The organism is Bacillus sp. FSL M7-1020 (assembly GCF_038050415.1).
Lineage (GTDB): Bacteria > Bacillota > Bacilli > Bacillales > Bacillaceae_G > Bacillus_A > Bacillus_A toyonensis.
Genome location: NZ_JBBOTW010000001.1, coordinates 3,299,295 through 3,323,036, shown reverse-complemented (window position 1 = coordinate 3,323,036; position 23,742 = coordinate 3,299,295). Strand labels below are relative to the sequence as shown.

The 23,742-nt window shown below is 37.1% G+C and carries 26 protein-coding genes and 1 pseudogene; 19 read left to right on the top strand and 8 right to left on the bottom strand.

What is annotated here, in order from left to right:
* The first annotated feature begins 342 nt into the window (after positions 1-342).
* Positions 343-1,275 (top strand): cell wall-binding protein EntD, encoded by a 933-nt coding sequence (gene entD, locus MHB70_RS16840; protein WP_000734608.1) that lies wholly within the window; start codon positions 343-345, stop codon positions 1,273-1,275.
* A gap of 62 nt (positions 1,276-1,337) precedes the next feature.
* On the opposite strand, the gene MHB70_RS16835 is transcribed toward entD, so the two are convergent.
* Positions 1,338-1,583, bottom strand: a complete 246-nt coding sequence (locus MHB70_RS16835) for a hypothetical protein (protein WP_000814417.1) — start codon at positions 1,581-1,583, stop codon at positions 1,338-1,340.
* A gap of 180 nt (positions 1,584-1,763) precedes the next feature.
* Between MHB70_RS16835 and miaA the strand changes: the two genes are divergently transcribed.
* Both miaA and hfq read left to right on the top strand, forming a co-directional pair.
* The gene (miaA, locus tag MHB70_RS16830; protein WP_000504365.1) at positions 1,764-2,717 is read left to right on the top strand and encodes a tRNA (adenosine(37)-N6)-dimethylallyltransferase MiaA; all 954 of its coding nucleotides are present in this window, start codon (positions 1,764-1,766) and stop codon (positions 2,715-2,717) included.
* Positions 2,718-2,738: 21 nt separating this feature from the next.
* Positions 2,739-2,963 (top strand): RNA chaperone Hfq, encoded by a 225-nt coding sequence (hfq, locus tag MHB70_RS16825; RefSeq protein ID WP_000813896.1) that lies wholly within the window; start codon positions 2,739-2,741, stop codon positions 2,961-2,963.
* Positions 2,964-3,043: 80 nt separating this feature from the next.
* Here hfq and MHB70_RS16820 read toward each other — a convergent pair whose 3' ends face one another.
* The 4 genes from MHB70_RS16820 to MHB70_RS16805 all read right to left on the bottom strand — a co-directional run bounded on the left by MHB70_RS16820 (position 3,044) and on the right by MHB70_RS16805 (position 7,132).
* Positions 3,044-3,388 (bottom strand): Gly-Xaa-Xaa repeat protein, encoded by a 345-nt coding sequence (locus tag MHB70_RS16820; protein ID WP_234392459.1) that lies wholly within the window; start codon positions 3,386-3,388, stop codon positions 3,044-3,046.
* Positions 3,389-3,501: 113 nt separating this feature from the next.
* Positions 3,502-3,921, bottom strand: a complete 420-nt coding sequence (locus MHB70_RS16815) for a hypothetical protein (protein ID WP_341343691.1) — start codon at positions 3,919-3,921, stop codon at positions 3,502-3,504.
* Between the two features lie 65 nt (positions 3,922-3,986).
* Positions 3,987-6,053: a collagen-like repeat preface domain-containing protein gene (locus tag MHB70_RS16810; RefSeq protein WP_341343690.1), complete on the bottom strand. Its 2,067-nt coding sequence runs from the start codon at positions 6,051-6,053 to the stop codon at positions 3,987-3,989.
* Between the two features lie 113 nt (positions 6,054-6,166).
* Positions 6,167-7,132 carry a tyrosine-type recombinase/integrase gene (locus MHB70_RS16805; protein ID WP_000450335.1) on the bottom strand — a complete coding sequence of 322 codons (966 nt, stop codon included), beginning with the start codon at positions 7,130-7,132 and terminating at the stop codon, positions 6,167-6,169.
* Between the two features lie 265 nt (positions 7,133-7,397).
* Here MHB70_RS16805 and spoVK point away from each other — a divergent pair, with 265 nt between their 5' ends.
* Positions 7,398-8,354: a stage V sporulation protein K gene (gene spoVK / locus MHB70_RS16800; RefSeq protein WP_000438193.1), complete on the top strand. Its 957-nt coding sequence runs from the start codon at positions 7,398-7,400 to the stop codon at positions 8,352-8,354.
* Between the two features lie 32 nt (positions 8,355-8,386).
* On the opposite strand, the gene MHB70_RS16795 is transcribed toward spoVK, so the two are convergent.
* Both MHB70_RS16795 and MHB70_RS16790 read right to left on the bottom strand, forming a co-directional pair.
* Positions 8,387-8,524: a hypothetical protein gene (locus MHB70_RS16795; RefSeq protein WP_000181509.1), complete on the bottom strand. Its 138-nt coding sequence runs from the start codon at positions 8,522-8,524 to the stop codon at positions 8,387-8,389.
* Between the two features lie 100 nt (positions 8,525-8,624).
* Positions 8,625-9,248: a trimeric intracellular cation channel family protein gene (locus MHB70_RS16790; RefSeq protein WP_000312260.1), complete on the bottom strand. Its 624-nt coding sequence runs from the start codon at positions 9,246-9,248 to the stop codon at positions 8,625-8,627.
* Between the two features lie 92 nt (positions 9,249-9,340).
* On the opposite strand from MHB70_RS16790, the gene hflX reads away from it, so the two are divergent.
* The 4 genes from hflX to glnA all read left to right on the top strand — a co-directional run bounded on the left by hflX (position 9,341) and on the right by glnA (position 13,826).
* Positions 9,341-10,615: a GTPase HflX gene (gene hflX, locus MHB70_RS16785; protein ID WP_000391423.1), complete on the top strand. Its 1,275-nt coding sequence runs from the start codon at positions 9,341-9,343 to the stop codon at positions 10,613-10,615.
* Positions 10,608-11,879: a methionine gamma-lyase family protein gene (locus MHB70_RS16780; RefSeq protein WP_000460315.1), complete on the top strand. Its 1,272-nt coding sequence runs from the start codon at positions 10,608-10,610 to the stop codon at positions 11,877-11,879. Before hflX ends, MHB70_RS16780 begins: the two co-directional genes overlap by 8 nt.
* 174 nt (positions 11,880-12,053) lie before the next feature.
* Positions 12,054-12,443, top strand: coding sequence for a transcriptional repressor GlnR (gene glnR / locus MHB70_RS16775; RefSeq protein ID WP_000656783.1), 390 nt, complete (start codon positions 12,054-12,056; stop codon positions 12,441-12,443).
* 48 nt (positions 12,444-12,491) lie between these two features.
* Positions 12,492-13,826, top strand: coding sequence for a type I glutamate--ammonia ligase (gene glnA / locus MHB70_RS16770; protein WP_000135333.1), 1,335 nt, complete (start codon positions 12,492-12,494; stop codon positions 13,824-13,826).
* Between the two features lie 203 nt (positions 13,827-14,029).
* On the opposite strand, the gene MHB70_RS16765 is transcribed toward glnA, so the two are convergent.
* Positions 14,030-14,689, bottom strand: a complete 660-nt coding sequence (locus tag MHB70_RS16765; protein WP_002104824.1) for a LexA family protein — start codon at positions 14,687-14,689, stop codon at positions 14,030-14,032.
* A gap of 202 nt (positions 14,690-14,891) precedes the next feature.
* On the opposite strand from MHB70_RS16765, the gene MHB70_RS16760 reads away from it, so the two are divergent.
* The 11 genes and pseudogenes from MHB70_RS16760 (at position 14,892) to MHB70_RS16710 (ending at position 23,550) form a co-directional block, all read left to right on the top strand.
* Positions 14,892-15,155 (top strand): hypothetical protein, encoded by a 264-nt coding sequence (locus MHB70_RS16760; RefSeq protein WP_000283429.1) that lies wholly within the window; start codon positions 14,892-14,894, stop codon positions 15,153-15,155.
* Between the two features lie 186 nt (positions 15,156-15,341).
* Positions 15,342-16,099: pseudogene (locus MHB70_RS16755) on the top strand (ORF6C domain-containing protein).
* 11 nt (positions 16,100-16,110) lie between these two features.
* On the top strand, positions 16,111-16,305 hold the full coding sequence (locus tag MHB70_RS16750; protein WP_001189063.1) for a hypothetical protein: 195 nt from the start codon (positions 16,111-16,113) through the stop codon (positions 16,303-16,305).
* Between the two features lie 148 nt (positions 16,306-16,453).
* Entirely contained in the window at positions 16,454-17,323 is an 870-nt protein-coding gene (locus tag MHB70_RS16745) for a DnaD domain protein (RefSeq protein WP_000511428.1), read from the top strand.
* 397 nt (positions 17,324-17,720) lie between these two features.
* Entirely contained in the window at positions 17,721-18,107 is a 387-nt protein-coding gene (locus tag MHB70_RS16740) for a hypothetical protein (RefSeq protein ID WP_000464429.1), read from the top strand.
* 238 nt (positions 18,108-18,345) lie between these two features.
* Complete coding sequence (locus tag MHB70_RS16735) at positions 18,346-19,314, top strand: lysozyme family protein (protein WP_341343689.1); 969 nt, start codon at positions 18,346-18,348, stop codon at positions 19,312-19,314.
* Positions 19,315-19,569: 255 nt separating this feature from the next.
* On the top strand, positions 19,570-20,391 hold the full coding sequence (locus MHB70_RS16730) for a M23 family metallopeptidase (protein WP_000190134.1): 822 nt from the start codon (positions 19,570-19,572) through the stop codon (positions 20,389-20,391).
* A gap of 68 nt (positions 20,392-20,459) precedes the next feature.
* Positions 20,460-21,455 (top strand): GH25 family lysozyme, encoded by a 996-nt coding sequence (locus MHB70_RS16725; RefSeq protein ID WP_000716771.1) that lies wholly within the window; start codon positions 20,460-20,462, stop codon positions 21,453-21,455.
* 171 nt (positions 21,456-21,626) lie between these two features.
* On the top strand, positions 21,627-21,857 hold the full coding sequence (locus MHB70_RS16720; RefSeq protein ID WP_073990767.1) for a BhlA/UviB family holin-like peptide: 231 nt from the start codon (positions 21,627-21,629) through the stop codon (positions 21,855-21,857).
* A gap of 341 nt (positions 21,858-22,198) precedes the next feature.
* Entirely contained in the window at positions 22,199-22,939 is a 741-nt protein-coding gene (locus tag MHB70_RS16715) for a YveK family protein (protein WP_001031073.1), read from the top strand.
* Complete coding sequence (locus tag MHB70_RS16710) at positions 22,888-23,550, top strand: CpsD/CapB family tyrosine-protein kinase (RefSeq protein WP_000323603.1); 663 nt, start codon at positions 22,888-22,890, stop codon at positions 23,548-23,550. Before MHB70_RS16715 ends, MHB70_RS16710 begins: the two co-directional genes overlap by 52 nt.
* Positions 23,551-23,742: the final 192 nt, after the last annotated feature.

Genomic DNA, 23,742 nt, shown 5'->3' with positions numbered 1-23,742 from the left:
GAAAAAGGAGTAGCTACTATAAGTTACTCTTTTTTATTACAAAAAAAGAGATTAATAATTGGAGAATGATGTTTTATGGTAAAGATGTAATGGAATATGGTTTTTTTGTAACAAAACAGTAATACTGTAATTTTTTTTGGAAAAAAATTTTCATGCTTGTATGTGGAAAATATATGAAAAATATTGGGGTTTCTATTGAAAAGGCATTTTATTAATATGGAAATTTATGTTACAACTCGTTAATCGTATATTACGAATGCTTTGTAATTGTGTGATTTCTAAAAAACTAAAAAATCTGTTGCTATAATGAAAATACGAAAACAAAGCAAATGGAGGCTATTCATGAAAAAATTATTAGGTATAGCAACAGCGGCAGTTTTTGGTCTTGGAATTTTTGCAGGTTCTGCGAAAGCAGAAACGATTGTAACAACAGACGTATTAAATGTGAGAGAAAACCCAAATGTAGAGTCAAAGCTTGTAGGTAAAATGTTAAGTGGAAATAAATTAGATGTTATAAATACAGAAAACGGATGGTCGAAAATTAAATTAGACGGTAAAGAAGCATTTGTAAGTGCTGAATTTACTAAAAGTACGTATTATGTAACTGCGAATGTATTAAATATTCGTGCTGGAGCGAATACTGACTCTGAAATTCTTGGTAAATTTAATAAAAATGATTTGATTGAAACGACAAATCAAGTTCAAAATGAATGGTTACAATTCGACTACAATGGAAAAGTTGCATATGTTCACGTGCCATTTTTAACAGGGACGGCACCGGTAATTGAAAAGAAAGAAGTTGTAACGCAAGAAGAAGTGCCGGAAAGAGTAAATACGCCGGTTAAAAATAATAAAGCAGTTAAGAGCAAAGAGTCTGTTAAGAATGTAGAATCAAATAAACCTGTGGTAAAACAGCAGTCAACTACGAAACAAGTTGCGAAATCTACTCAAACAAGTGCCCCTGCTGGTGGACGTGAAATAACAGTAGAAGCGACGGCGTATACAGCAAATCCAAGTGAGAATGGTACGTATGGTGGTCGTGTATTAACTGCAATGGGGCATGATTTAACAGCGAATCCAAATATGAAAGTAATTGCTGTTGATCCAAAGGTAATTCCACTTGGATCGAAAGTATGGGTAGAAGGATATGGAGAAGCGATTGCTGGAGATACTGGTGGTGCTATTAAAGGAAATCGTATTGATGTATTAGTGGGCTCAGATGGTAGTGCTAATAGCTGGGGCCGTAAGTCTGTAAAAGTGAAAGTTATACAATAGTGTATATGTATTAATTTAAAAAGCGGTTGCTTACATATTTTCAAGCAACCGCTTTTTATGGATTATTGAAAGGGATAAATAGTTGTACCTGTAAGAATTTTATATGCACTGCAAAATTGAGTCTGCATATACTCTGTATTTTTATTTTCTGGATGTAATGTTGTTTCTTGGAGCATAGAATGAAAAGAACGTAGCAAACAATTTAGAGCGAAGTATAATTCTTCTTGTGAACAGTTTTGTTCTTTTGTAGCAGTGGCTAAAATAAGGTCTTTTGTTAAAGATGAAAAATTGATGGTAGATTGTTTCATAGTCAACTCATCCTCTCAAAGCTATTTTTATCATGTGTATGCAGAATTGGACAAACTATGTTCTTTTTTATATGAAATTTCATGTACCAGAATGAAAGAACTTGCAATCGTACCGTTAAAATTGTTAAGATTGGATATAATCAATAGATGGAGTATATTACATAAAGAGAGTTGAATGATATGGGAGAAATGCAACGCGAAAAGGTTGCTGTCATCATTGGACCAACTGCTGTTGGAAAGACGAAGTTAAGTATTGACCTTGCCAAAGCGTTGAATGGTGAAATTATAAGTGGAGATTCCATGCAGATTTATCGCACGATGGACATTGGAACAGCAAAGGTGACAAAAGAAGAGATGGACGGAATTCCACATTATATGGTCGATATAAAAGATCCGGAAGATTCATTTTCTGTCGCAGAATTTCAAGAACGTGTTCGTAAACATATTCGAGAAATTACAGAGCGGGGTAAATTACCGATTATTGTTGGTGGAACCGGTCTTTATATACAATCAGTTTTATTCGATTATCAGTTTACAGATGATGCTGGTGATGCTATATACCGAGAGCAAATGGAAAAGCTAGCTCAAGAACGTGGTGTGGAATATGTACATGAAAAATTGCAAGAAGTAGATCCAGAAAGCGCGGAGCGTATTCATGCTAATAATGTGCGTCGTGTCATTCGGGCGTTAGAAATTTTCCACACGACGGGCGAAAAAATGAGTGATCAACTCGAAAAACAAGAAAACGAGTTATTATATGATGTTTCATTAATTGGCTTGACAATGGATCGAGAAATGCTATACGATCGCATTAACTTACGAGTGGATTTAATGATGGAACAAGGTTTATTAGAGGAAGTAGAAGGGCTGTATAATCGTGGGATAAGAGATTGTCAATCTATTCAAGCGATTGGGTATAAAGAGGTATATGATTATTTTGAGAATCGTGTCTCTTTAGAAGAAGCGGTATCACAATTAAAGACGAATTCACGTCGTTATGCAAAACGTCAATTAACGTGGTTCCGTAATAAAATGGATGTCACATGGTTTGATGTTACAGATGGTGAAAAAACGTCAGAAATTTTACGATACATAGAAGGAAAGTTACAACTAAAGTCGAATAATAGTAAGTAGAGAAAAAGAGGAGGATTCGACATGAAGCAATCAATCAATATTCAAGATCAGTTTTTAAATCAACTCCGTAAAGAAAATACGTTTGTTACGCTGTACTTATTAAATGGTTTCCAGCTTCGTGGATTAATTAAAGGATTTGATAATTTTACAGTCCTACTGGAAACAGAAGGTAAGCAACAGCTTATTTATAAACATGCAATTTCTACATTCGTACCACAAAAAAATGTTTCGATTGAATTAGAGTAGTAATGAATTATTGTACATAACAAAAAAAGAGCGAGTTTCTCGCTCTTTTTTTATTTGTCATAAACAATACATAGTGAAATTTAAGCGATTCTAAATACAGTAAGGCGAATGTTAGTATTTCCTGTTGCAGGGATCGTAATCTCGTTAAGAGTAGATTGGACAGAGATGTTTGCACCAGCTGCTAACGTTTCAATTGTAGTAAATGAAAGTGAGTCACCTATTAAACTTGAAGAGAAGTTGTCAGTTGCGACTGCTCCATTAATTGAAATTCCTACTCCAAGTGGAGCACATCCTGGCGCAGTTGTAGCGATGGATACGCTAATTACATAAATGCCAGCGTTAATAACAGTAACTGTATTTGTGCCGTTAAAGATCATATTGTTTACGTTAATTGCAGTACTAAAAATAAAGTTATTAAATTGCAGTACTGTTTGTTGAATGTTATTTGTTACAACAATTGTTGCTACAGGGAAGCTAGGTCCAGTAGGTCCAGTAGGCCCAGTAGGTCCGCCAGAAGGTCCGGTTGGTCCAGTAACTCCTATACCAGTAGCGCCAGTGGCACCCGTTGGTCCTTGGATACCTTGAACACCTTGAGGTCCGGTAGCACCAGTAGCACCTGTGTTACCTTGAACGCCTTGAGGTCCGGTAGCACCAGTAGCACCTGTGTTACCTTGAACGCCTTGAGGTCCGGTAGCGCCAGTAGCGCCTGTGTTACCTTGAGCGCCTTGAGGTCCAGTAGCGCCCGTGTTACCTTGAACGCCTTGAGGTCCGGTAGCGCCAGTAGCGCCTGTGTTACCTTGAGCGCCTTGAGGCCCCGTGGCACCAGTAGCACCCGTGTTACCTTGAATACCTTGAGGCCCGGTAGCGCCTGTGTTACCTTGAGCACCTTGAGGTCCGGTAGCGCCTGTGTTACCTTGAGCACCTTGAGGTCCGGTAGCCCCCGTGTTACCTTGAACACCTTGAGGTCCAGTAGGTCCAGTAGGTCCGGTAACTCCTATACCAGTAGCGCCAGTAGCACCTGTGTTACCTTGAGGTCCAGTGGCACCAGTAGCGCCAGTAGACTCCTATACCAGTAGCGCCAGTAGCACCTGTGTTACCTTGAGGTCCAGTGGCACCAGTAGCGCCAGTAGCACCTGTGTTACCTTGAGGTCCAGTGGCACCAGTAGCGCCAGTAGCACCTGTGTTACCTTGAGGTCCAGTGGCACCAGTAGCGCCAGTAGCACCTGTGTTACCTTGAGGTCCAGTGGCACCAGTAGCGCCAGTAGCACCTGTGTTACCTTGAGGTCCAGTGGCACCAGTAGCGCCAGTAGCACCTGTGTTACCTTGAGGTCCAGTGGCACCAGTAGCGCCAGTAGCACCTGTGTTACCTTGAGGTCCAGTAGCACCCGTGGCACCTGTGTTACCTTGAACACCTTGAGGTCCAGTAGCGCCAGTGGCACCAGTAGCACCTGTGTTACCTTGAACGCCTTGAGGTCCAGTAGCGCCAGTGGCACCAGTAGCACCTGTGTTACCTTGAGGTCCAGTAGCACCCGTGGCACCTGTGTTACCTTGAACACCTTGAGGTCCAGTAGCGCCAGTGGCACCAGTAGCACCAGTAGCACCTGTGTTACCTTGAACGCCTTGAGGTCCAGTAGCGCCAGTGGCACCAGTAGCCCCTGTGTTACCTTGAACACCTTGAGGTCCAGTAGCACCCGTGGCACCTGTGTTACCTTGAACACCTTGAGGTCCAGTAGCGCCAGTGGCACCGGTAGCCCCAGTAGCCCCAGTAGCCCCAGTAGCCCCAGTAGCACCTGTGTTACCTTGAACGCCTTGAGGTCCAGTAGCGCCAGTGGCACCAGTAGCCCCTGTGTTACCTTGAACACCTTGAGGTCCAGTAGCACCAGTGGCACCAGTAGCCCCTGTGTTACCTTGAACGCCTTGAGGTCCAGTAGCGCCAGTGGCACCAGTAGCCCCTGTGTTACCTTGAACACCTTGAGGTCCAGTAGCACCCGTGGCCCCTGTGTTACCTTGAACGCCTTGAGGTCCAGTAGCGCCAGTGGCACCAGTAGCCCCTGTGTTACCTTGAACACCTTGAGGTCCAGTAGCACCCGTGGCCCCTGTGTTACCTTGAACACCTTGAGGTCCAGTAGCACCCGTGGCCCCTGTGTTACCTTGAACACCTTGAGGTCCAGTAGCGCCAGTGGCACCGGTAGCGCCCGTGGCACCAGTAGCCCCTGTGTTACCTTGAACACCTTGAGGTCCAGTAGCACCCGTGGCACCCGTGTTACCTTGAATACCTTGAGGTCCAGTGGCACCAGTAGCGCCAGTAGCCCCTGTGTTACCTTGAGGTCCAGTAGCACCCGTGGCACCAGTGTTACCTTGAACACCTTGAGGTCCAGTGGCACCAGTAGCGCCAGTAGCCCCTGTGTTACCTTGAGGTCCAGTAGCACCCGTGGCACCCGTGTTACCTTGAGCACCTTGAGGTCCCGTGGCACCGGTAGCCCCAGTAGCCCCAGTGTTACCTTGAACACCTTGAGGTCCAGTAGCGCCCGTGGCACCGGTAGCGCCCGTGTTACCTCGAGGTCCAGTAGGTCCAGTAGCACCGGTAGAGCCCGTGTTACCTCGAGGTCCAGTAGGCCCTCTGCCGAACGAAGCTGAATTAACTAGAGTAGTTTGTAACTCTGCAATTAATTTAAGGAGTTCTTGGAGTGTACAATGATCGATTCGGAATAACTTTGTAATGTAAAGTAAATAATTAATTAAAATTTGGAGTTCAACAAATACAGCACTTGCTACGAAGGTTGGATTTCTTAATATAGTTATTAAGTTTTTTATAATAGCTAATCCTTGCGCTTTCAGGGAGGAAGTAGCGTCTAGCGAACAGATGAACTTACTTAGTAGGTTTAATGTATCAATTAAATCTTCGATGTTTTTAGGGGATGGATTAGCGAAAAGTTTTGGAATTATTTTAATTAAATCGTTAATAATCGCTCGAAATGTTCTAATTTGTGCTTTAGAAATTGGGATGGATGGTGTGTTTGAGATTCGTCCGGCACTACTTGGAAAGCATGGTTTGGAGAATTTGTTTTGACTGTCGTCATAACGAGACATTAAATCGCTCCTTTCTAATGAGAATGTGAATGAAACTCATCATAGTAGATGCAAAAATTAGTTAAATGGTCATAATAAAATCGTTTGTTTAAAGAAAAAATAGAAAAAACGCCTTACAATAAGGCGTTTTTTCTATTTTCTGCGTATTTATAATATCGTTTTAGTGAAACTTTTGATTTGAATCCAGCTAGTTTTATAATTTCTGATTCCGGCGTTTCTTTTTTTATTAAGTTTAAAATATAGGTGTTACGAAAGTGTTGCCCTGAGATTCCTTTGCGTAAATTAGCTCTAGCTACTTCAAGGCGAATCATTTTTTGGATAGCGATTTCTGTTAATCCCTTCGGTGAATCATTTTCGTATACCCATCTGTATGTTCCGCGGTTAAAATCGAATGCGACAAACAGTGGGTCATTACTATGGTATTTTGGACGAACGGGTTCAGGGATGCTTTTGTAGTATGTGTATAATTGCTTTTTGTCTTCTTTTGTTAATGTAATCGTTCTTTCTACTCCTGCGGTTGCTGGGATAGATAATGTATTAGTTTCAAAGTGAACATGATACATAGTTAATGCTGTAAGCTCTTGTAGGGATAAACCATAGTCAATTAATAGGTTTAAAATAGTGATATTACGATCCATCAATAAAGGTCGTACAGGACGTTGTTTTTCTGATAGTCCTTCCAATGAAGTGACGATACGCTTTAATTTTTTTTCTTCATTAGATGAAATAAAATCTTCATTTCGTAGTGCGCGATCTGGTTGAATGGAAATTTCCATATTCTTTAATGGATTAGGGATGTTTAGGAAATGATTCATTCTATTTAGTACAATAAATACACGATGCATCGTCTTTTCTGAGTAGTTTCGATTCGTTTTTAAGTCGGAAAAGTAATCTTCGTAGTCTTTTGTACAAAGTGTAGCCCATATATTACTGGAAGGGAGCTTTTTGTTTTTTTCTAACCAATGTCCGAAATCTTCAATGTCATAAACATAACGTTTAATGGTTGAGGTTTTTCGGCCTTTATTCAATAAAAAAATAGAAAAGGCTTGTATTGTATCATGGAATTCCGTTGTCTCCATAGTCCCACCACCTTAATTATTTCTTATATTATAGCAAATTTTTCTGAAAATAGGCATTTGTAAGAAGGACGGGAATAATAATATGTGTTGAGTGGATAAAGTGAAACTTTAATCAGTGGGGGGGTGTTCATCCTCCGCTGATTATCAGCCCACACCAATCGGGCATTTACGGGCAGTTATCCCCCGCCTAACTTCCTCGCATTCGCTGAATTTTGAGGTGGGAGTCTTACTGCCTGCAAATTGCGGGATAAAATGAGGTGATTGTATGGAACAATCGATGCGAAAGAAAAATAATAATCAAATTAATATTGTGTTAAACCATCGAAAGAAAATTTCTTTACCAGCATCAGAAAATAAAACGGAAATTTCAAATGAAACTACAATTAAACATGAGATGCTGCAAAGAATTGAAGAAGAGATGGGGAAACTCGTTGGGATGGATGATATAAAAAAGATAATAAAAGAAATATATGCTTGGATTTATGTAAATAAAAAAAGACAAGAAATGGGATTGAAATCTGAGAAGCAAGTACTCCATATGTTGTTTAAAGGGAATCCAGGTACAGGAAAGACAACTGTTGCTAGAATGATAGGGAAATTGTTGTTTGAGATGAATATTCTATCAAAAGGGCATTTAGTTGAAGCGGAACGTGCTGATCTTGTAGGAGAATACATTGGCCATACGGCTCAAAAAACAAGAGATTTAATAAAAAAAGCAATGGGAGGTATTTTGTTTATTGATGAGGCGTATTCTTTAGCTCGAGGTGGAGAGAAGGATTTTGGAAAGGAAGCAATTGATACGCTCGTAAAGCATATGGAGGATAAACAACATGGTTTTGTATTGATTTTGGCTGGGTATTCAAGAGAGATGAATCACTTCCTTTCATTAAATCCAGGACTGCAATCTCGTTTTCCGTTTATTATTGAGTTTGCGGATTATTCGGTAAATCAGTTGTTGGAAATTGGGAAGAGAATGTATGAAGAGCGTGAATACCAGTTATCAAAGGAAGCGGAATGGAAATTTAGAGATCATTTACATGCTGTAAAGTATTCGTCGCAAATTACATCGTTTAGTAATGGCCGATACGTACGGAATATTGTTGAAAAATCGATTCGTACACAGGCTATGCGGTTGTTGCAAGAAGATACGTATGATAAGTATGATTTAATTGGAATATCAAGTGTTGATTTAATGTTGGAAGAGGAGACGCACAGTACATAAACTGTGCGTCTGTTTTTTGTGCATATGTTCGTTTATTCTTTTTTTTCTTTTTCTTGGTGAGATTTATGGAAACGTTCCATTTTAGCGCTCTTTTCGTGTGCTGAATTAGAATCGTGCCCAAATTGGTTTACTGAGCTTTTTTGAGCTCCTTTATTAACGTGGTTTGTCATTTGTATTCACCTCACTTTAAAAATTAGTATAAACATTAAGTAAAGAAAAAATCGTTAGAAAAGAAAAACCTCTTTACGATATGTAAAGAGGTTAGAATTGCTATTTATGCATTGAACGTTCGTTTGTGTCGATACGTCGATGCGGTAAATGCCATTTGTAATGAATAGAAAGCATGCGGAAGCAAACAATTAAAATGAATAAGGTGTAAAGAGCCCAATCACTAACAATAATTTGAGCCCCAATTAAGAAGCCTGCTAGAATCGTCCAAAAAGCATATACTTCAGCTCGAAGGACGAGAGGTTTTCTACGGGCTAAAAGATCGCGAATAATCCCGCCGCCAATACCGGTTAAAACAGCTGCTACGATTGTAGCGCTAATGGGTAAATTTAGTTTTTGAGCATATAATGCCCCTTGTATGGCGAATGCTGATAAGCCGATAGCGTCAGTAATGTTTTCCCATTTTTTCCAATGTTTAATTAATTTATTTGGAAAAAGAAAAATAATTGTCATTGATAAAAGTGCGATTTGGAATAACATGTCTTGTTGCCAAAACGCGACAATCGGATAACCGATTAGTAAATTACGAAGGGCACCTCCCCCAAATGCGGTTGCCATTCCTAAAATATACACCCCGAAAATGTCATAATCCTCTTCCATTGCAACAATGGCTCCGCTTAGTGCGAATGCGATTGTGCCTATGATGCTAAAAATCTCCCATGCCATGAATTTTCTCCCCCGCTAACTAGATGAAATGTGCTTCCTCTGCTATTATATTAGAAGGTTTAAATTTCGAAAAGGATGAGTGAACATATTTGATGGAAGAAAAAGAAAAAGTCATATTAGTAGGCTGTCAATTACAGCAAGATGACGATGAACAGTTTATGCATTCCATGAAAGAACTTGCATCGTTAGCAAAGACTGCGCGAGCGAAAGTGTTAGTGTCAACAACGCAAAAACGACCGAAGTTTCATCCAGTGACTTATATAGGTAAAGGTAAATTAGAAGAGCTTACAATGTTAACAGAAGAATTAGAGCCGGATGTTATTATATTTAATAACGAGTTAACGCCGAGTCAAATTCGGAATTTATCCTCAGTATTAGATGCAAGAGTAATCGATCGAACGCAACTCATATTAGATATTTTTGCGCAACGTGCGAAGTCGAGAGAGGGTAAGCTTCAAGTGGAGTTAGCCCAGTTGCAATATACAATGCCGCGTCTAATGGGGCAAGGTTTGTCTTTATCACGTCTTGGTGGTGGTATTGGAACAAGAGGGCCGGGTGAGACGAAACTTGAGACGGATCGTCGTCATATTCGATCGCGTATTGATGAAATAAAGAAACAACTTGCGGTTGTTGTGGAACATCGAAAAAGATACCGTGAGAGAAGAAAAGACAATAAAGTATTTCAAGTTTCATTAATAGGATATACAAATGCTGGGAAATCGACGCTATTTAATAGATTAACGGAAGCGGATACGTTTGAAGAAAACTTATTGTTTGCAACGTTAGATCCGACAACAAGGAAGATGCCGTTACCTTCTGGTTATACAGTGTTGCTAACTGATACGGTTGGTTTTATACAAGATTTACCTACGTCGTTAATTGCAGCTTTTCGTTCAACACTAGAAGAAGCTGGTGAAGCAGATGTTATTTTACATGTTGTTGATTCTGCAGATCCAAACTATGTAGGGCATGAGAAAACGGTAAAGAAGTTATTGTCAGAACTTGAAATTAATCATATTCCGATTATTACGTTATACAATAAAAAAGATGCATTACATCAAAATTTTATTCCGTTTCCGAAAAGCGACTTCTTAATGACTAGTGCTTTTGAAGAAATCGATTTATTACATATAAAAGAAGCGATAGAAACGAAAATGAAGGAAGAAATGGATCCATATCAAGTGGAGATTCCTCCGAGTGAAGGTAAGTTGTTAACGTTATTAAAGACGGAAACTCTATTAACAAAGATGGAATTTCTGGAAGATAAATTTGTATATAGTTGTACAGGATATATATTTGCCTATTCGCCATATAATGGGCAGTTAAAGAGATTTTTAGTGGAAGAAGGAGAAAATGATAATGTTTGATCGTTTAAAAAATGGAGAAAAAATGGCTCCTATTGTAAAAGAAGTAGAAAGTCAAATTACAGAAGTGCATAAACGTGCAGATGAAGTGATTGAAAGTAATCAATTTCGTGTATTAGAAAGTTTTCGTAAACATAAAATTAGTGACTCGCATTTTATTCCAACGACTGGCTATGGATATGACGATATTGGTCGTGACACATTAGAAAAAGTGTATGCTGATGTATTTGGAGCGGAAGCGGGTCTTGTTCGTCCGCAAATTATTTCGGGGACTCATGCGATTTCAACAGCTTTATTTGGTATTTTACGTCCGGGAGATGAGCTACTATACATAACGGGGAAACCGTATGATACGTTAGAGGAAATCGTTGGTGTACGCGGAAAAGGTGTAGGGTCATTTAAAGAATATAATATCGGTTATAACGCAGTTTCGTTAACGGAAGAGGGGCTTGTGGACTTTGAAGCTGTTGCGGCTGCGATTCATAGTAATACGAAGATGATTGGTATTCAGCGCTCAAAGGGATATGCTACTCGTCCGTCGTTTACTATTTCTCAAATTAAAGAGATGATTTCGTTTGTTAAGGAAATTAAACCTGATGTAGTTGTATTTGTTGACAACTGTTATGGCGAGTTTATTGAAGAACAAGAGCCGTGCCATGTAGGTGCAGATTTAATGGCGGGCTCGCTTATTAAAAACCCAGGCGGTGGAATCGTTAAAACTGGTGGTTACATTGTTGGGAAAGAACAATATGTTGAAGCATGTGCATATCGTTTAACATCTCCAGGGATTGGTGCTGAAGCAGGGGCATCTTTATACAGTTTACAAGAAATGTACCAAGGGTTCTTCTTAGCGCCGCATGTAGCGGGACAAGCACTAAAAGGTGCAATCTTTACAGCGGCATTTTTAGAAAAGTTAGGAATGAACACGTCACCAGCGTGGAATGCGCCAAGAACGGACTTAATTCAATCTGTTCAATTCGATGATAAAGATCGTATGATTGCCTTTTGTCAAGCGATTCAATATGCATCTCCGATTAATTCTCATTTCACTCCGTACGCAAACTATATGCCGGGTTATGAAGATGATGTAATTATGGCTGCGGGAACGTTTATTCAAGGTGCAAGTATTGAATTGTCGGCTGATGGCCCAATTCGTCCGCCTTACGTTGCTTATGTACAGGGTGGATTAACGTATTCTCATGTGAAGATTGCAATTTGTTCTGCGATTGATGCGTTAATCGAAAAAAAATTATTAACAATTTCTTAAAGGGAAGCTGTCGATTTCGGCAGCTTTTTTCGTGTAAAAGTAATGATTTGTGCCATTAGAAAAAAGAATGAAAAAAACTTTAAAAAATCATGTAAGAAAAGCTAACATCTATTGACACTAAACATAACATAATATAAAATGAGAAGCAGTTAAGGCGAAGGAGGAACTGAAACAATGAAAGAAGATAGACGTTCTGCCCCGCTGTTTCCTATTGGTATTGTTATGGATTTAACACAATTGTCTGCACGTCAAATTCGCTACTATGAAGAGCACAATCTTGTTTCTCCAACCCGTACAAAGGGGAATCGTAGATTATTTTCATTTAACGATGTAGATAAGTTGTTAGAGATTAAAGATTTATTAGATCAAGGCTTAAATATGGCTGGTATTAAGCAAGTGTTACTAATGAAAGAAAATCAAACAGAAGCAGTGAAAGTAAAAGAAGAAACGAAAGAAATTTCAAAAACGGAGCTTCGCAAAATACTTCGAGATGAACTACAACATACAGGTAGATTTAATCGAACTTCATTGCGACAAGGTGACATTTCAAGGTTTTTTCACTAAAGATAACTGATTCTGAAGGTGTTTAGAGGGACTAAGGAGGAATTTATAATGGCTAGGTACACAAAAGAAGATATTTTCCGTTTGGCGAAAGAAGAGAATGTAAAGTATATCCGTCTGCAATTTACGGACCTTTTAGGAGTAATTAAAAACGTAGAAATTCCAGTGAGCCAATTAACAAAAGCTCTTGATAACAAAATGATGTTTGATGGATCTTCTATTGAAGGTTTCGTACGTATTGAAGAATCTGATATGTATTTATATCCGGATTTAGATACTTGGGTAATTTTCCCTTGGACAGCTGAAAAAGGTAAAGTAGCTCGTTTAATCTGTGATATTTATACTGCAGATGGTGCTCCATTTGACGGAGATCCACGTAACAATTTAAAACGTGTATTAAAAGAAATGGAAGCTTTAGGATTCTCAGATTTCAATCTTGGACCAGAGCCAGAATTCTTCCTATTCAAAGTTGATGAAAAAGGAAATCCAACATTAGAATTAAACGATAACGGTGGATACTTCGACCTTGCGCCGATGGATCTAGGGGAAAACTGTCGTCGTGATATCGTTCTTGAGCTTGAAGAAATGGGCTTTGAAATTGAAGCGTCTCACCATGAAGTTGCACCAGGTCAACACGAAATTGACTTTAAATATGCAAATGCAATTCGCTCATGTGATGACATTCAAACATTCAAACTTGTTGTAAAAACAATTGCTCGTAAACATGGTTTACATGCAACATTTATGCCAAAACCATTATACGGTGTGAACGGTTCAGGTATGCACTGTAACTTATCACTATTTAAAAATGGTGAGAACGTATTCTTCGATCAAAACGGTGATTTACAATTAAGTGATGATGCTCGTCACTTTATCGCAGGTATTTTAAAACATGCACCAGCATTTACAGCGGTAGCAAACCCAACTGTAAACTCTTACAAACGTTTAGTACCTGGATATGAAGCTCCTTGTTACGTAGCATGGTCTGCACAAAACCGTAGCCCATTAGTACGTATCCCTGCATCTCGTGGTATTAGTACACGCGTAGAAGTACGTAGTGTTGACCCAGCTGCAAACCCATATTTAGTAATGGCTACATTATTAGCTGCAGGTCTTGACGGAATTAAAAATAAATTAACTCCACCAGCTGCAGTAGACCGTAACATCTATGTAATGACAAAAGAAGAGCGCGAAGAAGCAGGTATCGTTGACTTACCAGCAACATTAGCGCAAGCGTTAGTTACATTACAATCTAATGAAGTAGTATGCAGTGCACTAGGAGAACATTTACTTGAGCACTTCATCGAAGCAAAAGAGATTGAGTGGGATATCTTCCGCACACAAGTTCACCAATGGGAACGCGATCAATATATGTCTCTATACTAAGAGAGAAAAAAGCCCTGATACTACGGTATCAGGGCTTTTTTCTTTTTTATAAAGTTAACTTCAAGTGGCGCAAAATGAAAAGAAACCACAAAACAGCCACTAAAAATCTTCAGTATAAGAGTATCTTAATAATAGGGATGGTAATTTCAATAAACCTTTATTAGAATCGGTTCTTTTTTCAATAAATTGCTAGCGCTAAAAATTTAATAATTTTTTACTGCTTGTACAACGCGACCAATGATTTTTACATCTTCAGCTGAAAGGTCGTAAGTCTGTGGTTCATGGATAGGATGATTACTCAATGGTATTAAAGTAATGATGCTTCCAGATTTTGAGATTTTTTTCACAGTTGCATCATAACCATTGACTTTTACAACAGCAATTTGCCCATTCTCAACATAAGGAGTTTCTTCTACCAGAACATAAGAACCATCAGGGAATTCGAGATTCATGCTAGTGCCTTTTACAGTAAGATAAAAATACTTTTTACGCTTATTTAAAAATGTACTTAGCATTGGTAAATAACCCTCGATATTTTCTTCGGCGAATATAGGTGTACCGGCTGCGACAGAACCAATGATTGGGATATGGATAATGTTTGATTGGTCGTTTTGAATGGTTTCATAAATAGAAACTTCTTCTTTAACTGTATTATCCCCTTTAGTTGTGAGCACCTCTAAATCATCAGTAGTGATCCCTAATCCCTTACAAACTTTTATTACATTATCAACAGATGCTTTACCGATTCCTCTTGATAACATTGATTGCAGTGTTGTGGGAGGGAGCCCGATTTTTTCTGCGAAAGCTCTTTTGCTATATCCAGCTTCTTTTATTAAGCGTGTTACAATCTTTGCTTTTTCCATAAACTTCACCATCCTTCTTATAAAATGTATACGATATTGAGTATGTTTGTTACTATCATAACTTAGCTGAATTTATAAGTAAATAGTGTTTTGTACGATATTGAGTGTATTTTCCTATTATATCATTGACTTTGTACGGAAATGCGTATATATTAAAGTGGAAATAAACGCAATTTCGTATAAAAATTAAGGAGGTGAGCTAATGTATCCGAATCTGCGTGCAGAGATGGCGAGAAAAGGGATTGTAATTACCCAAATCTCTTCGCATCTGAATCTTCGCTACGCAACAGTGTGCGACAAAATTAATGGTAAATTTCGTTTTTATTATGATGAGGCTCTTGAAATTAAGGAAACCTTTTTTCCTGATCATAATTTAGAATATCTTTTTGAATTTGAAGAAAACAAGCCGAATTGTAGTGTGAAAAGAAACCCTACTTTTTTGGAACATAAAATATTGAATTTTTAACTCAATAACGAAATTATTAAGCAAAGCTTTATTGGAGAGTTAAGGAAATATTTTATATTAAATCACATAATTTGAATGTTGAGGATTGGTTAATGTCCAAGAAAATTGGTAAATAATAACGCTTGATGCAAGGGTATGTAAATGTAAGGAAGGTAATTGAAAATTATAGATGAGGAGGAGATCAGAATGGATCACTTAACCGAAGTATTAGTACATAGTGAACTAGTATTTGAAGTTAATGGTGAGGTAGTAACGGATAGTTTGGTAATTGCGAAAACGTTCGGGAAAGATCATTACTACGTTTTGGAGGATATTGTAAAAATATTGTATATGCGGGTGAAGAATTTGCGCAAGGAAATTCTTACGAGTCCACTTATATCAATTCACAGGGTGAGCGCATGTCTAAATACAATTTAACTGAAGAAGCTTTCGTATTACTTGCTATGGGGTATAACTCTAGAGAAGCTGTGCAAACGAAAATTAAATTTATTGAAGAGTTCAAACGGATGAGGAGGTATATACAAAGTCAGAACAAAATACCAAAGGATGCTATGGGAGTCCTAAAGTTAACGTTTGCAGCTTTAGAAGGACATACGCAAGAAATACAAGAGATTAAGACTGAAGTGAAGGGGTTACGAGAAAACGCTCCGCTATACGCCATTGAATGTGACGAAATAACAAAGGCTGTAAAAAGGTTAGGTTTTTTGTTATTGGGGGGTAAAAATTCGAATTCTTATCAGGATAACAGTCTTAGAAAAAAGCTGTATAGCGATATTTATAGTCAATTACATCGAGAGTTTGGTGTGAATAGTTATAAAGCTATTAAACGTAATCATTTGGATAGAGCTATACAAATAATTAATGAAGAATATTCAATTCCAACAGTTTTAAATGAAGAAATTAAAGTTAAAAACTCACAAATAAATATGGCAGAATTTCAATAGGAGGAAGAAACATGCAACGGAAAATTTTAGTGATTACTGGCAATTTAGTAGGTCTACCAACTGTCAGTGAATTTAAAACAAAAGATGCCGCAAAACAGCAGATTAAAAAGCTTATCCAAAAAGGAATAAGTCCAAATGTTATTCGTATAACACAAGAAATTTCTATGAATATCGAAATTCAAGTTGATGTTGAATTTGAGGAATAAGAAAGATTTAGGAGAAAAAATATGGATAGCATGATGGATTTAAATGAGTACATAAAAAAAGAATCCGTTGCAGCGGATTCTATAAAAAAATATCTCTGAATAAGTATAACATTGAATATCGATTTTGAGAATTTATGAGGTGACTAGTATGGGGATTATTCGAGTGAAAAAAGATAGTAATTATTCCGTCATAAATAATACTGGTTTAAAAGATAAAAGGTTGTCATGGAAGGCAAAAGGAATTTTGGCTTATACACTTACACTACCAGATGATTGGACTTTTCATATTAGTGAATTAGCTCAACATGCAAAGGATGGAGAAGATTCATTACGTACAGGTTTTAAAGAACTAAAAGAATTAGGGTATGTAAAGCGTTATCCCGTTCGTGATGAACATACAAAAAAAATTAAAAGATGGGATACGGAAATTTATGAAACACCACAAAAGAGAATTCCACAAGTGGAAAAGCAAGATGTAGGAAAGCCATATGAGGAAAATCCGACACTACTAAATATCAATAAACTAAATACTAAAATACAAAATACTAATCATGATGATAAGGATAAATTAGAATCTCATATATTATTCGGTAGAGAGTTTAAAAAAAATTATAATTTTTTAAAAGAGAGAGGCATTCCGTTAAGTGAAATTGCATTTACGGAGTTAGGCGATTTTTGTGATTTGTTTAGTAGTGAGTTAATTCAGTATGCAACTAATAAAGCTATTGATGAGAATGCACCAAGATGGAACTACGTTAAAGCTATATTGAGTAATTGGAAGGAGCAAAAAGTTAAAACATTTGCTGATGTGACCGCGCTAGATAGACGTTTCAAAATGAGTAAGAATAAGAAATTTAATGAATCAGGTAGAAATTATTCGACTAGAAAAGAGCTTGTCCCAGATTGGTTATATAAAGATGACGAACACACGAATCAAGAAGTGGAAAGAAAACCCGCGCAGTACACTGAGGAAGAGCGTGAGAGATTAAAAGAGGTATTAAATAAATATAAGTCTTAAGAAAAGATAAAATGGTCGACGACTTTGGTGTTTAAAAATGCATTATCTTAATGCTAAGATTAAATGATTATATTCTTCAAAAATGTTTGATGTATATTAAACATCTTTGAAGATATTCGTGAATGTTTGGAGCAAGTATTAACAATTTGTGATTTCTGTTTGATTATTAATGTCTTACAAGGATTGTTCGAAGGGTGTTTTTCATTATCTATTCAGGAGTTAATTACAGTATTGGAATTCTAAAGAGAAAATGAATTTATAAATAGTAGGAAATGGTTGTGTTTATTAAATGAAAGATGTTCTACAAATAACAAAGATTGAAAAAGCCAATAAGGATATAAGTTTTATTAAATTAGTAGTATTTAAATTTACAAAAAGGAAGTAGGTGAATCGTCAGATGTTTGAATGGCTCAAAGATTATAAGAAGTTAGAAGAAGAAATCGCTTATTTAGAATACAACTTAGACAAATCAAAAGCAGAATTAAAGCGCTGGACTAGTGGGGACTTGCAAAATGTACGATTAACCGCTGAGTCGGAAGGGGCTAAGGTAGAAGACCGGATTGAAGCAATTGAATATGAATTAGCTCATAAGATGAATGAAGAATTTGATTTAAAGCTTTTGATGAATAAGTTTGCAGGACTGGATCATCAAATACTTAAAATGAAATATGTTGATGGAATGACCTTAGAACAAATAGCATTTGAATTGCATTATAGTACAGGCTATATTCGACGCAAACACGCTGAAATAAGAAAAATTGTCAAGTTTTTAGATGGATTTTAATGTTACCTTTTTGTAGGGTACATGCGGTGTACAGAAAGTATTGAAAAAGTGATTTATAGTAGTAATATAAGATTTCGACGAAAGAGCAACTATTTTTATGGTTGCTCTTTTTGGTGTGAAAGAAGGTGAGCAACATGAAGTAATTTTATAGATTAATGGGTATTTGGCTGATAACCATATGTAGTGAGGTAGTAGTTTTTTAGACAAAAATAATAGGAAAATAAGGAGATGTTTAGTAATGAGTATATTAGCTGCTTCAGTTAAAACAAAGAATCTGCCACAACAAGTGTTACGTTGGCAATCAATGGTAGAAAGTGAATGTGCTGCACAAGGTGTTTCGGAATTAGTTCCTTACGTACTTGGAATTATTATGGTGGAAAGTGGAGGGAACTCTGAAACAACACCGGATATTATGCAGTCAAGTGAATCACAAGGATGGGCAATGAATACAATCAAGAATCCTAAATATTCAGTGTATTACGGAGTAAAGCATTTAAAAGGAGCTTTTGATGATGCAAAGAAAAATGGTATTACAGATTTAAGTGCCATTGTTCAATCATATAATTTTGGACGAGCTTATCTTCGCTGGTTAGCTTCTAACAATAAACAACATTCATTACCGGTGGCAGATCTGTATTCTAAGACGGTTGTTGCGCCATCACTTGGAAATACAACTGGTGCTATGGTTAAATATAGTCATCCTATCGCAGTTGCGTACAATGGTGGTTATCGATATAAAAATGGCGGTAATTTTTTCTACGCTGAAATTGTTAAACAATATGTAGATTTTAATGCAGGCGGTGTTCCACAACCAGAAGGAATTGGGTTCGCGAAGTCAATATACTGGGAAGGCTATGGTATTAACTATCATGATAGACCACATGGCAACTATCAGGGAAACTTTACAACAGCAGCAGAAGTATTATACTGGGGTGCGTACTGGGGAGAAGATAATGATGTGTGGTTAGATTTAGGTAGAAGCCGTTGGGTAAAAGCGGAGCATTATTATTGGAGACCTTTCAAAGCAATATCAAAATACCCAGAAGGATATGGAGTAAACTTTTACGATGGAATTAACGGTTCATATAAAGGCCGTATCACTTCAAAAGAACCCCTTACAGTATTCTTCCGTAAAGAAGGCTGGATTGATATTGGTGGGAATAGTTGGGCACCTGAGGAACACTTTGATATTGTAGATATTCGATAAAAAAACAACTCTACCAAGAGTTGTTTTTTATACGTAAACTGTAATGTAGGAAAGAAGAATTAGTCATATAAAATAATAGTTTTTCAAGAGTCTTTGGTAATCTTAATAATATTTAACTTATGGTTAAAAGAATAATATTTTGATGGTAGATAACAATGGAGAAATTCTCTGTTTTGTTCGTTTTAAGGTTGGAAAACCTACAATATATCTAAAAATAATAAATATAGACAATATAAAATAGAAAGGAAGATTCATATGGCAACATTTATTTATCCAACAAATACAACGAGAGTAACAAGTGGTTTTAGAGGTGACAGACCAGATCATCATGGGGTAGATCTTGCTGAAGCAGGCTATCATCCGATTTATGCAGCGGCTAGTGGGAAAGTTAGTCGTTCGTATTTTTCATCTAGTTACGGTGAATGTATTATGATTGTTCATAATATTAATGGAGTTACATGGGAAACTGTATACGCTCACATGCGAAGTGGTTCTCGTACAGTTAAAGAAGGCGATTCTGTTACACAAGGACAAACAATTGGGGTTATGGGAGAAACGGGACAGGCTTATGGTCAGCACTTACATTTTGAAATGCATAAAGGCGGCTGGAATATTAATAAGAGTAATGCTGTGAATCCATTAGACTACTTGGGGAAAGGTGGCGCTGTTGGTACACCGCAACCAGAAGGAATTGGGTTCGCAAAGTCAATATACTGGGAAGGTTATGGTATTAACTATCATGATAGACCACATGGCAACTATCAGGGAAGCTTTACAACAGCAGCAGAAGTATTATACTGGGGTGCGTACTGGGGAGAAGATAATGATGTGTGGTTAGATTTAGGTAGAAGCCGTTGGGTAAAAGCGGAGCATTATTATTGGAGACCTTTCAAAGCAATATCAAAATATCCAGAAGGATATGGAGTAAACTTTTATGATGGAATTAACGGCTCATACAAAGGACGTATTACTTCAAAAGAACCTCTTACAGTATTCTTCCGTAAAGAAGGCTGGATTGATATCGGTGGGAATAGTTGGGCACCTGAGGAACACTTTGACATTGTAGATATTCGATAAAAAAACAACTCTATTAAGAGTTGTTTTTTTATTCATAAATTTTGATATAGGAAAGAAGAGGAATAGAAATGAAGAAAATTGCAGATTTATCTCATCACAATGGTTCAATAAATTGGGCGGCAGCTAGTAAAGAGCTTGAACTTGCTATTATACGTGTACAGTATGGATCAAGGACAATTGATACACGTTATAAAGAGTATGTACAAGGTTGTAAAGACTATGGTGTCCCATTTGCACACTATGCTTATGGATGTTATGTAAGTGTTCAGGATGCTATTGTAGAAGCGAATGATTTTATGGCGCGCGCTGACAAAGAAGCGAAATTTTTAGTATTAGATGTGGAAGATGATACATTAGCAAGTTGTGGAGCAGTTAACTTAGCGAAAGCTTCACAGGCATTTATTGATACATGCCGTGCAGCTGGCTGGAAAATAGGTCTATATGTATCACATCACATGTATACAAGCTATGGACTAAATACTGTGAATGCGGATTTCCTTTGGATTCCACGTTATGGAAATAAACCAGCCTATAACTGTGATTTATGGCAGTATACGGAAAGTGGTAGTCTTGCGGGCGTATCTGGTAATGTAGATTTAAATTACTTAAACGGAGAAAAATCTCTTGAATGGTTTACAGGTAAAGGTGGCGTTGTTGGTACACCGCAACCAGAAGGGATTGGGTTCGCAAAGTCAATATACTGGGAAGGTTATGGTATTAACTATCATGATAGACCACATGGCAACTATCAGGGGAACTTTACAACAGCAGCAGAAGTATTGTACTGGAATGCGTACTGGGGAGAAGATAATGATGTGTGGTTAGATTTAGGTAGAAGCCGTTGGGTAAAAGCGGAGCATTATTATTGGAGACCTTTCAAAGCAATATCAAAATACCCAGAAGGATATGGAGTAAACTTTTATGATGGAATTAACGGCTCATACAAAGGACGTATTACTTCAAAAGAACCCCTTACAGTATTCTTCCGTAAAGAAGGCTGGATTGATATTGGTGGGAATCGTTGGACACCTGAGGAACACTTTGACATTGTAGATATTCGATAAAAATTCCAGTAGTAACTGTTTTTGTATTTTATAAAGTTATGACATAAAAGATAGCTTTAGCAAGAATTATAAGACAGAGATAGCTATAAGGACATATTGGTGTTAAAAGATGATAAAAGATTAGAGTCACTCGAATGAGTAATTATTTAGATTAGAAAAGGAGTGAGAATAATAGAAGAGCAGATCTTAAATTCAATGATTCAACAAGGAGCATTCGCAGCGTTATTTGTGTGGATGCTTATTACTACACAAAAAAAGAATGAACAGCGCGAAGAACAATATCAAAAAGTTATTGAAAAAAACCAACAAGTCATTGAAGAACAAGCAAAAGCGTTTAGTTCGTTGGCGAAGGATTTATCAGATGTTAAACAAAAAATTTTGGGACATGGTGATATGAAATAAAGCATCATGTTAAACTATTTATTCCGCAAGCAAGTTCACTAATGAGAACGTAATCGAAATACATCTCTATACTAAGAAAAAAAGCCCTGATACTACGATATCAGGGCTTTTTCGTCATTTATCTACAATGAATTGCAGTGAATATTGTCGTAATTTATGAGGTGTAATTAAGAAGTCATTTAACAAGAATAATTTATGTTGACTCGTTCTGTATAAAGAACTAAAATGGCATTAATTAGAAATGTTTGTATATTTAAAAAATAAAACATATTACTTTTATTTCTGTTTTTTATGGGAATGTCAACTGGAATCTCATTGGTATTAAATGAGGGGGAGAAGTAATGAATAAGGAAATAAATTTAAAAAATCTATTTACTGTTATATGGAAAAGGGTATGGATACTACTGTTGTTTACGACTCTCACAACCGTAGGAGGAGCGATGTATAGTATGTATATGAAAACACCTTTGTATGCCTCCTCAGCAAGGGTTATTGTTCAAGCTAATGCTGAAACGATGAATACATTAAAAGCGATGGTAAATGAGCCTGTAATATTAGAAAAAGTAGCGGCTGAATTAAATATTAACAGATCTGCAGGTGCATTAAGTGGACAAATAAGTATAGAAAGTGTACAAGGCTCTCAGATTATGAGAATAAATGTAGTGGATATTGATCCTGTACTTGCACATAAAATTGCAAATACGACAGCGGCTGTTTATAAGAAAGAAGTAGCAAATATACTAAATTTTAATAATGTGAGTATATTACCAGAAGACCCAGTTCAAAAACATTCGATGCCTATAAATATAAATCACCTTAAGACGATACTAATTGCGTTCTCTGTAGGTATGGTGCTCAGTATCGGTTTTATTTTTTTATTGGATTCATTTGATGATAGAATCAAATCGGAACGACGAATTGAGCAATTGTTAGATGTCCCTGTTTTGGGCGGGATTTCTAAAATGAATAGGAAAAATACGGAAGACAAATTCAGTAAAAAAAATACAGTGGTACTGGGGGATGGAACGGAGTGGCCTACAAAAATAGACGAAAAACAAATAAAGTTAAAGGAGAAAGTATAATTGCTTATACAGCTCCAAGATCGAAAATTTCGGAGCAGTATCGTTCGCTTCGAACAAACCTTCAATTATCTTCGTCTATTCATAAAAGCAGAACTATAGTTATTACTTCTCCAAGGTATGGTGAAGGAAAATCAACGATTACAGTTAATTTAGCAGTCTCAATAGCACAAAAAGGTGAAAAAGTATTGATAGTAGATGCAAATTTACGAAAACCCACGATTCAGGAAATGTTTGGAGTAGAAAATACAGTTGGATTAACTGATATATTGAACGGAAAAACAAATTTAGAAGGCGCTGTAAAAAAAACAGAGATGGAACGTCTTGATATATTAACTAGCGGTCCAGTACCATTCAATCCATCTGAAGTACTTGGTTCAGGTGAGATGGATATGTTAATTCAAAAGGCAATGGAACGGTATGACATCATATTATTTGATTCTTCCCCTGTATTAGAAGTAACAGATACGAGTGTATTAGTTGATAAGTGTGAAGGAGTACTTTTGGTGATCCGATATAATCGTACTGTGAGCGAAGATGCGCTTGAAACGAAAAGAGCGCTAAGTTTTACGAAAAGCAGAATATTGGGTGCAATTTTGAATGGGAAAGTATAAAGGGGATTAGAATAATAAATTTAACCTTCTTACATAAAAATGTTCGTTATAAAGAAAGAATAATAGAATTGTGATGTGGTGATGTCTCCTGACCGCTATCAATGGAGGCACTCGATTATGCTGTGGGTTGTGAAAGCAACCTTAGATGCGAGTCATCAAAAGTGTAATGTGAGGGAGGGTTAGATGCCCATA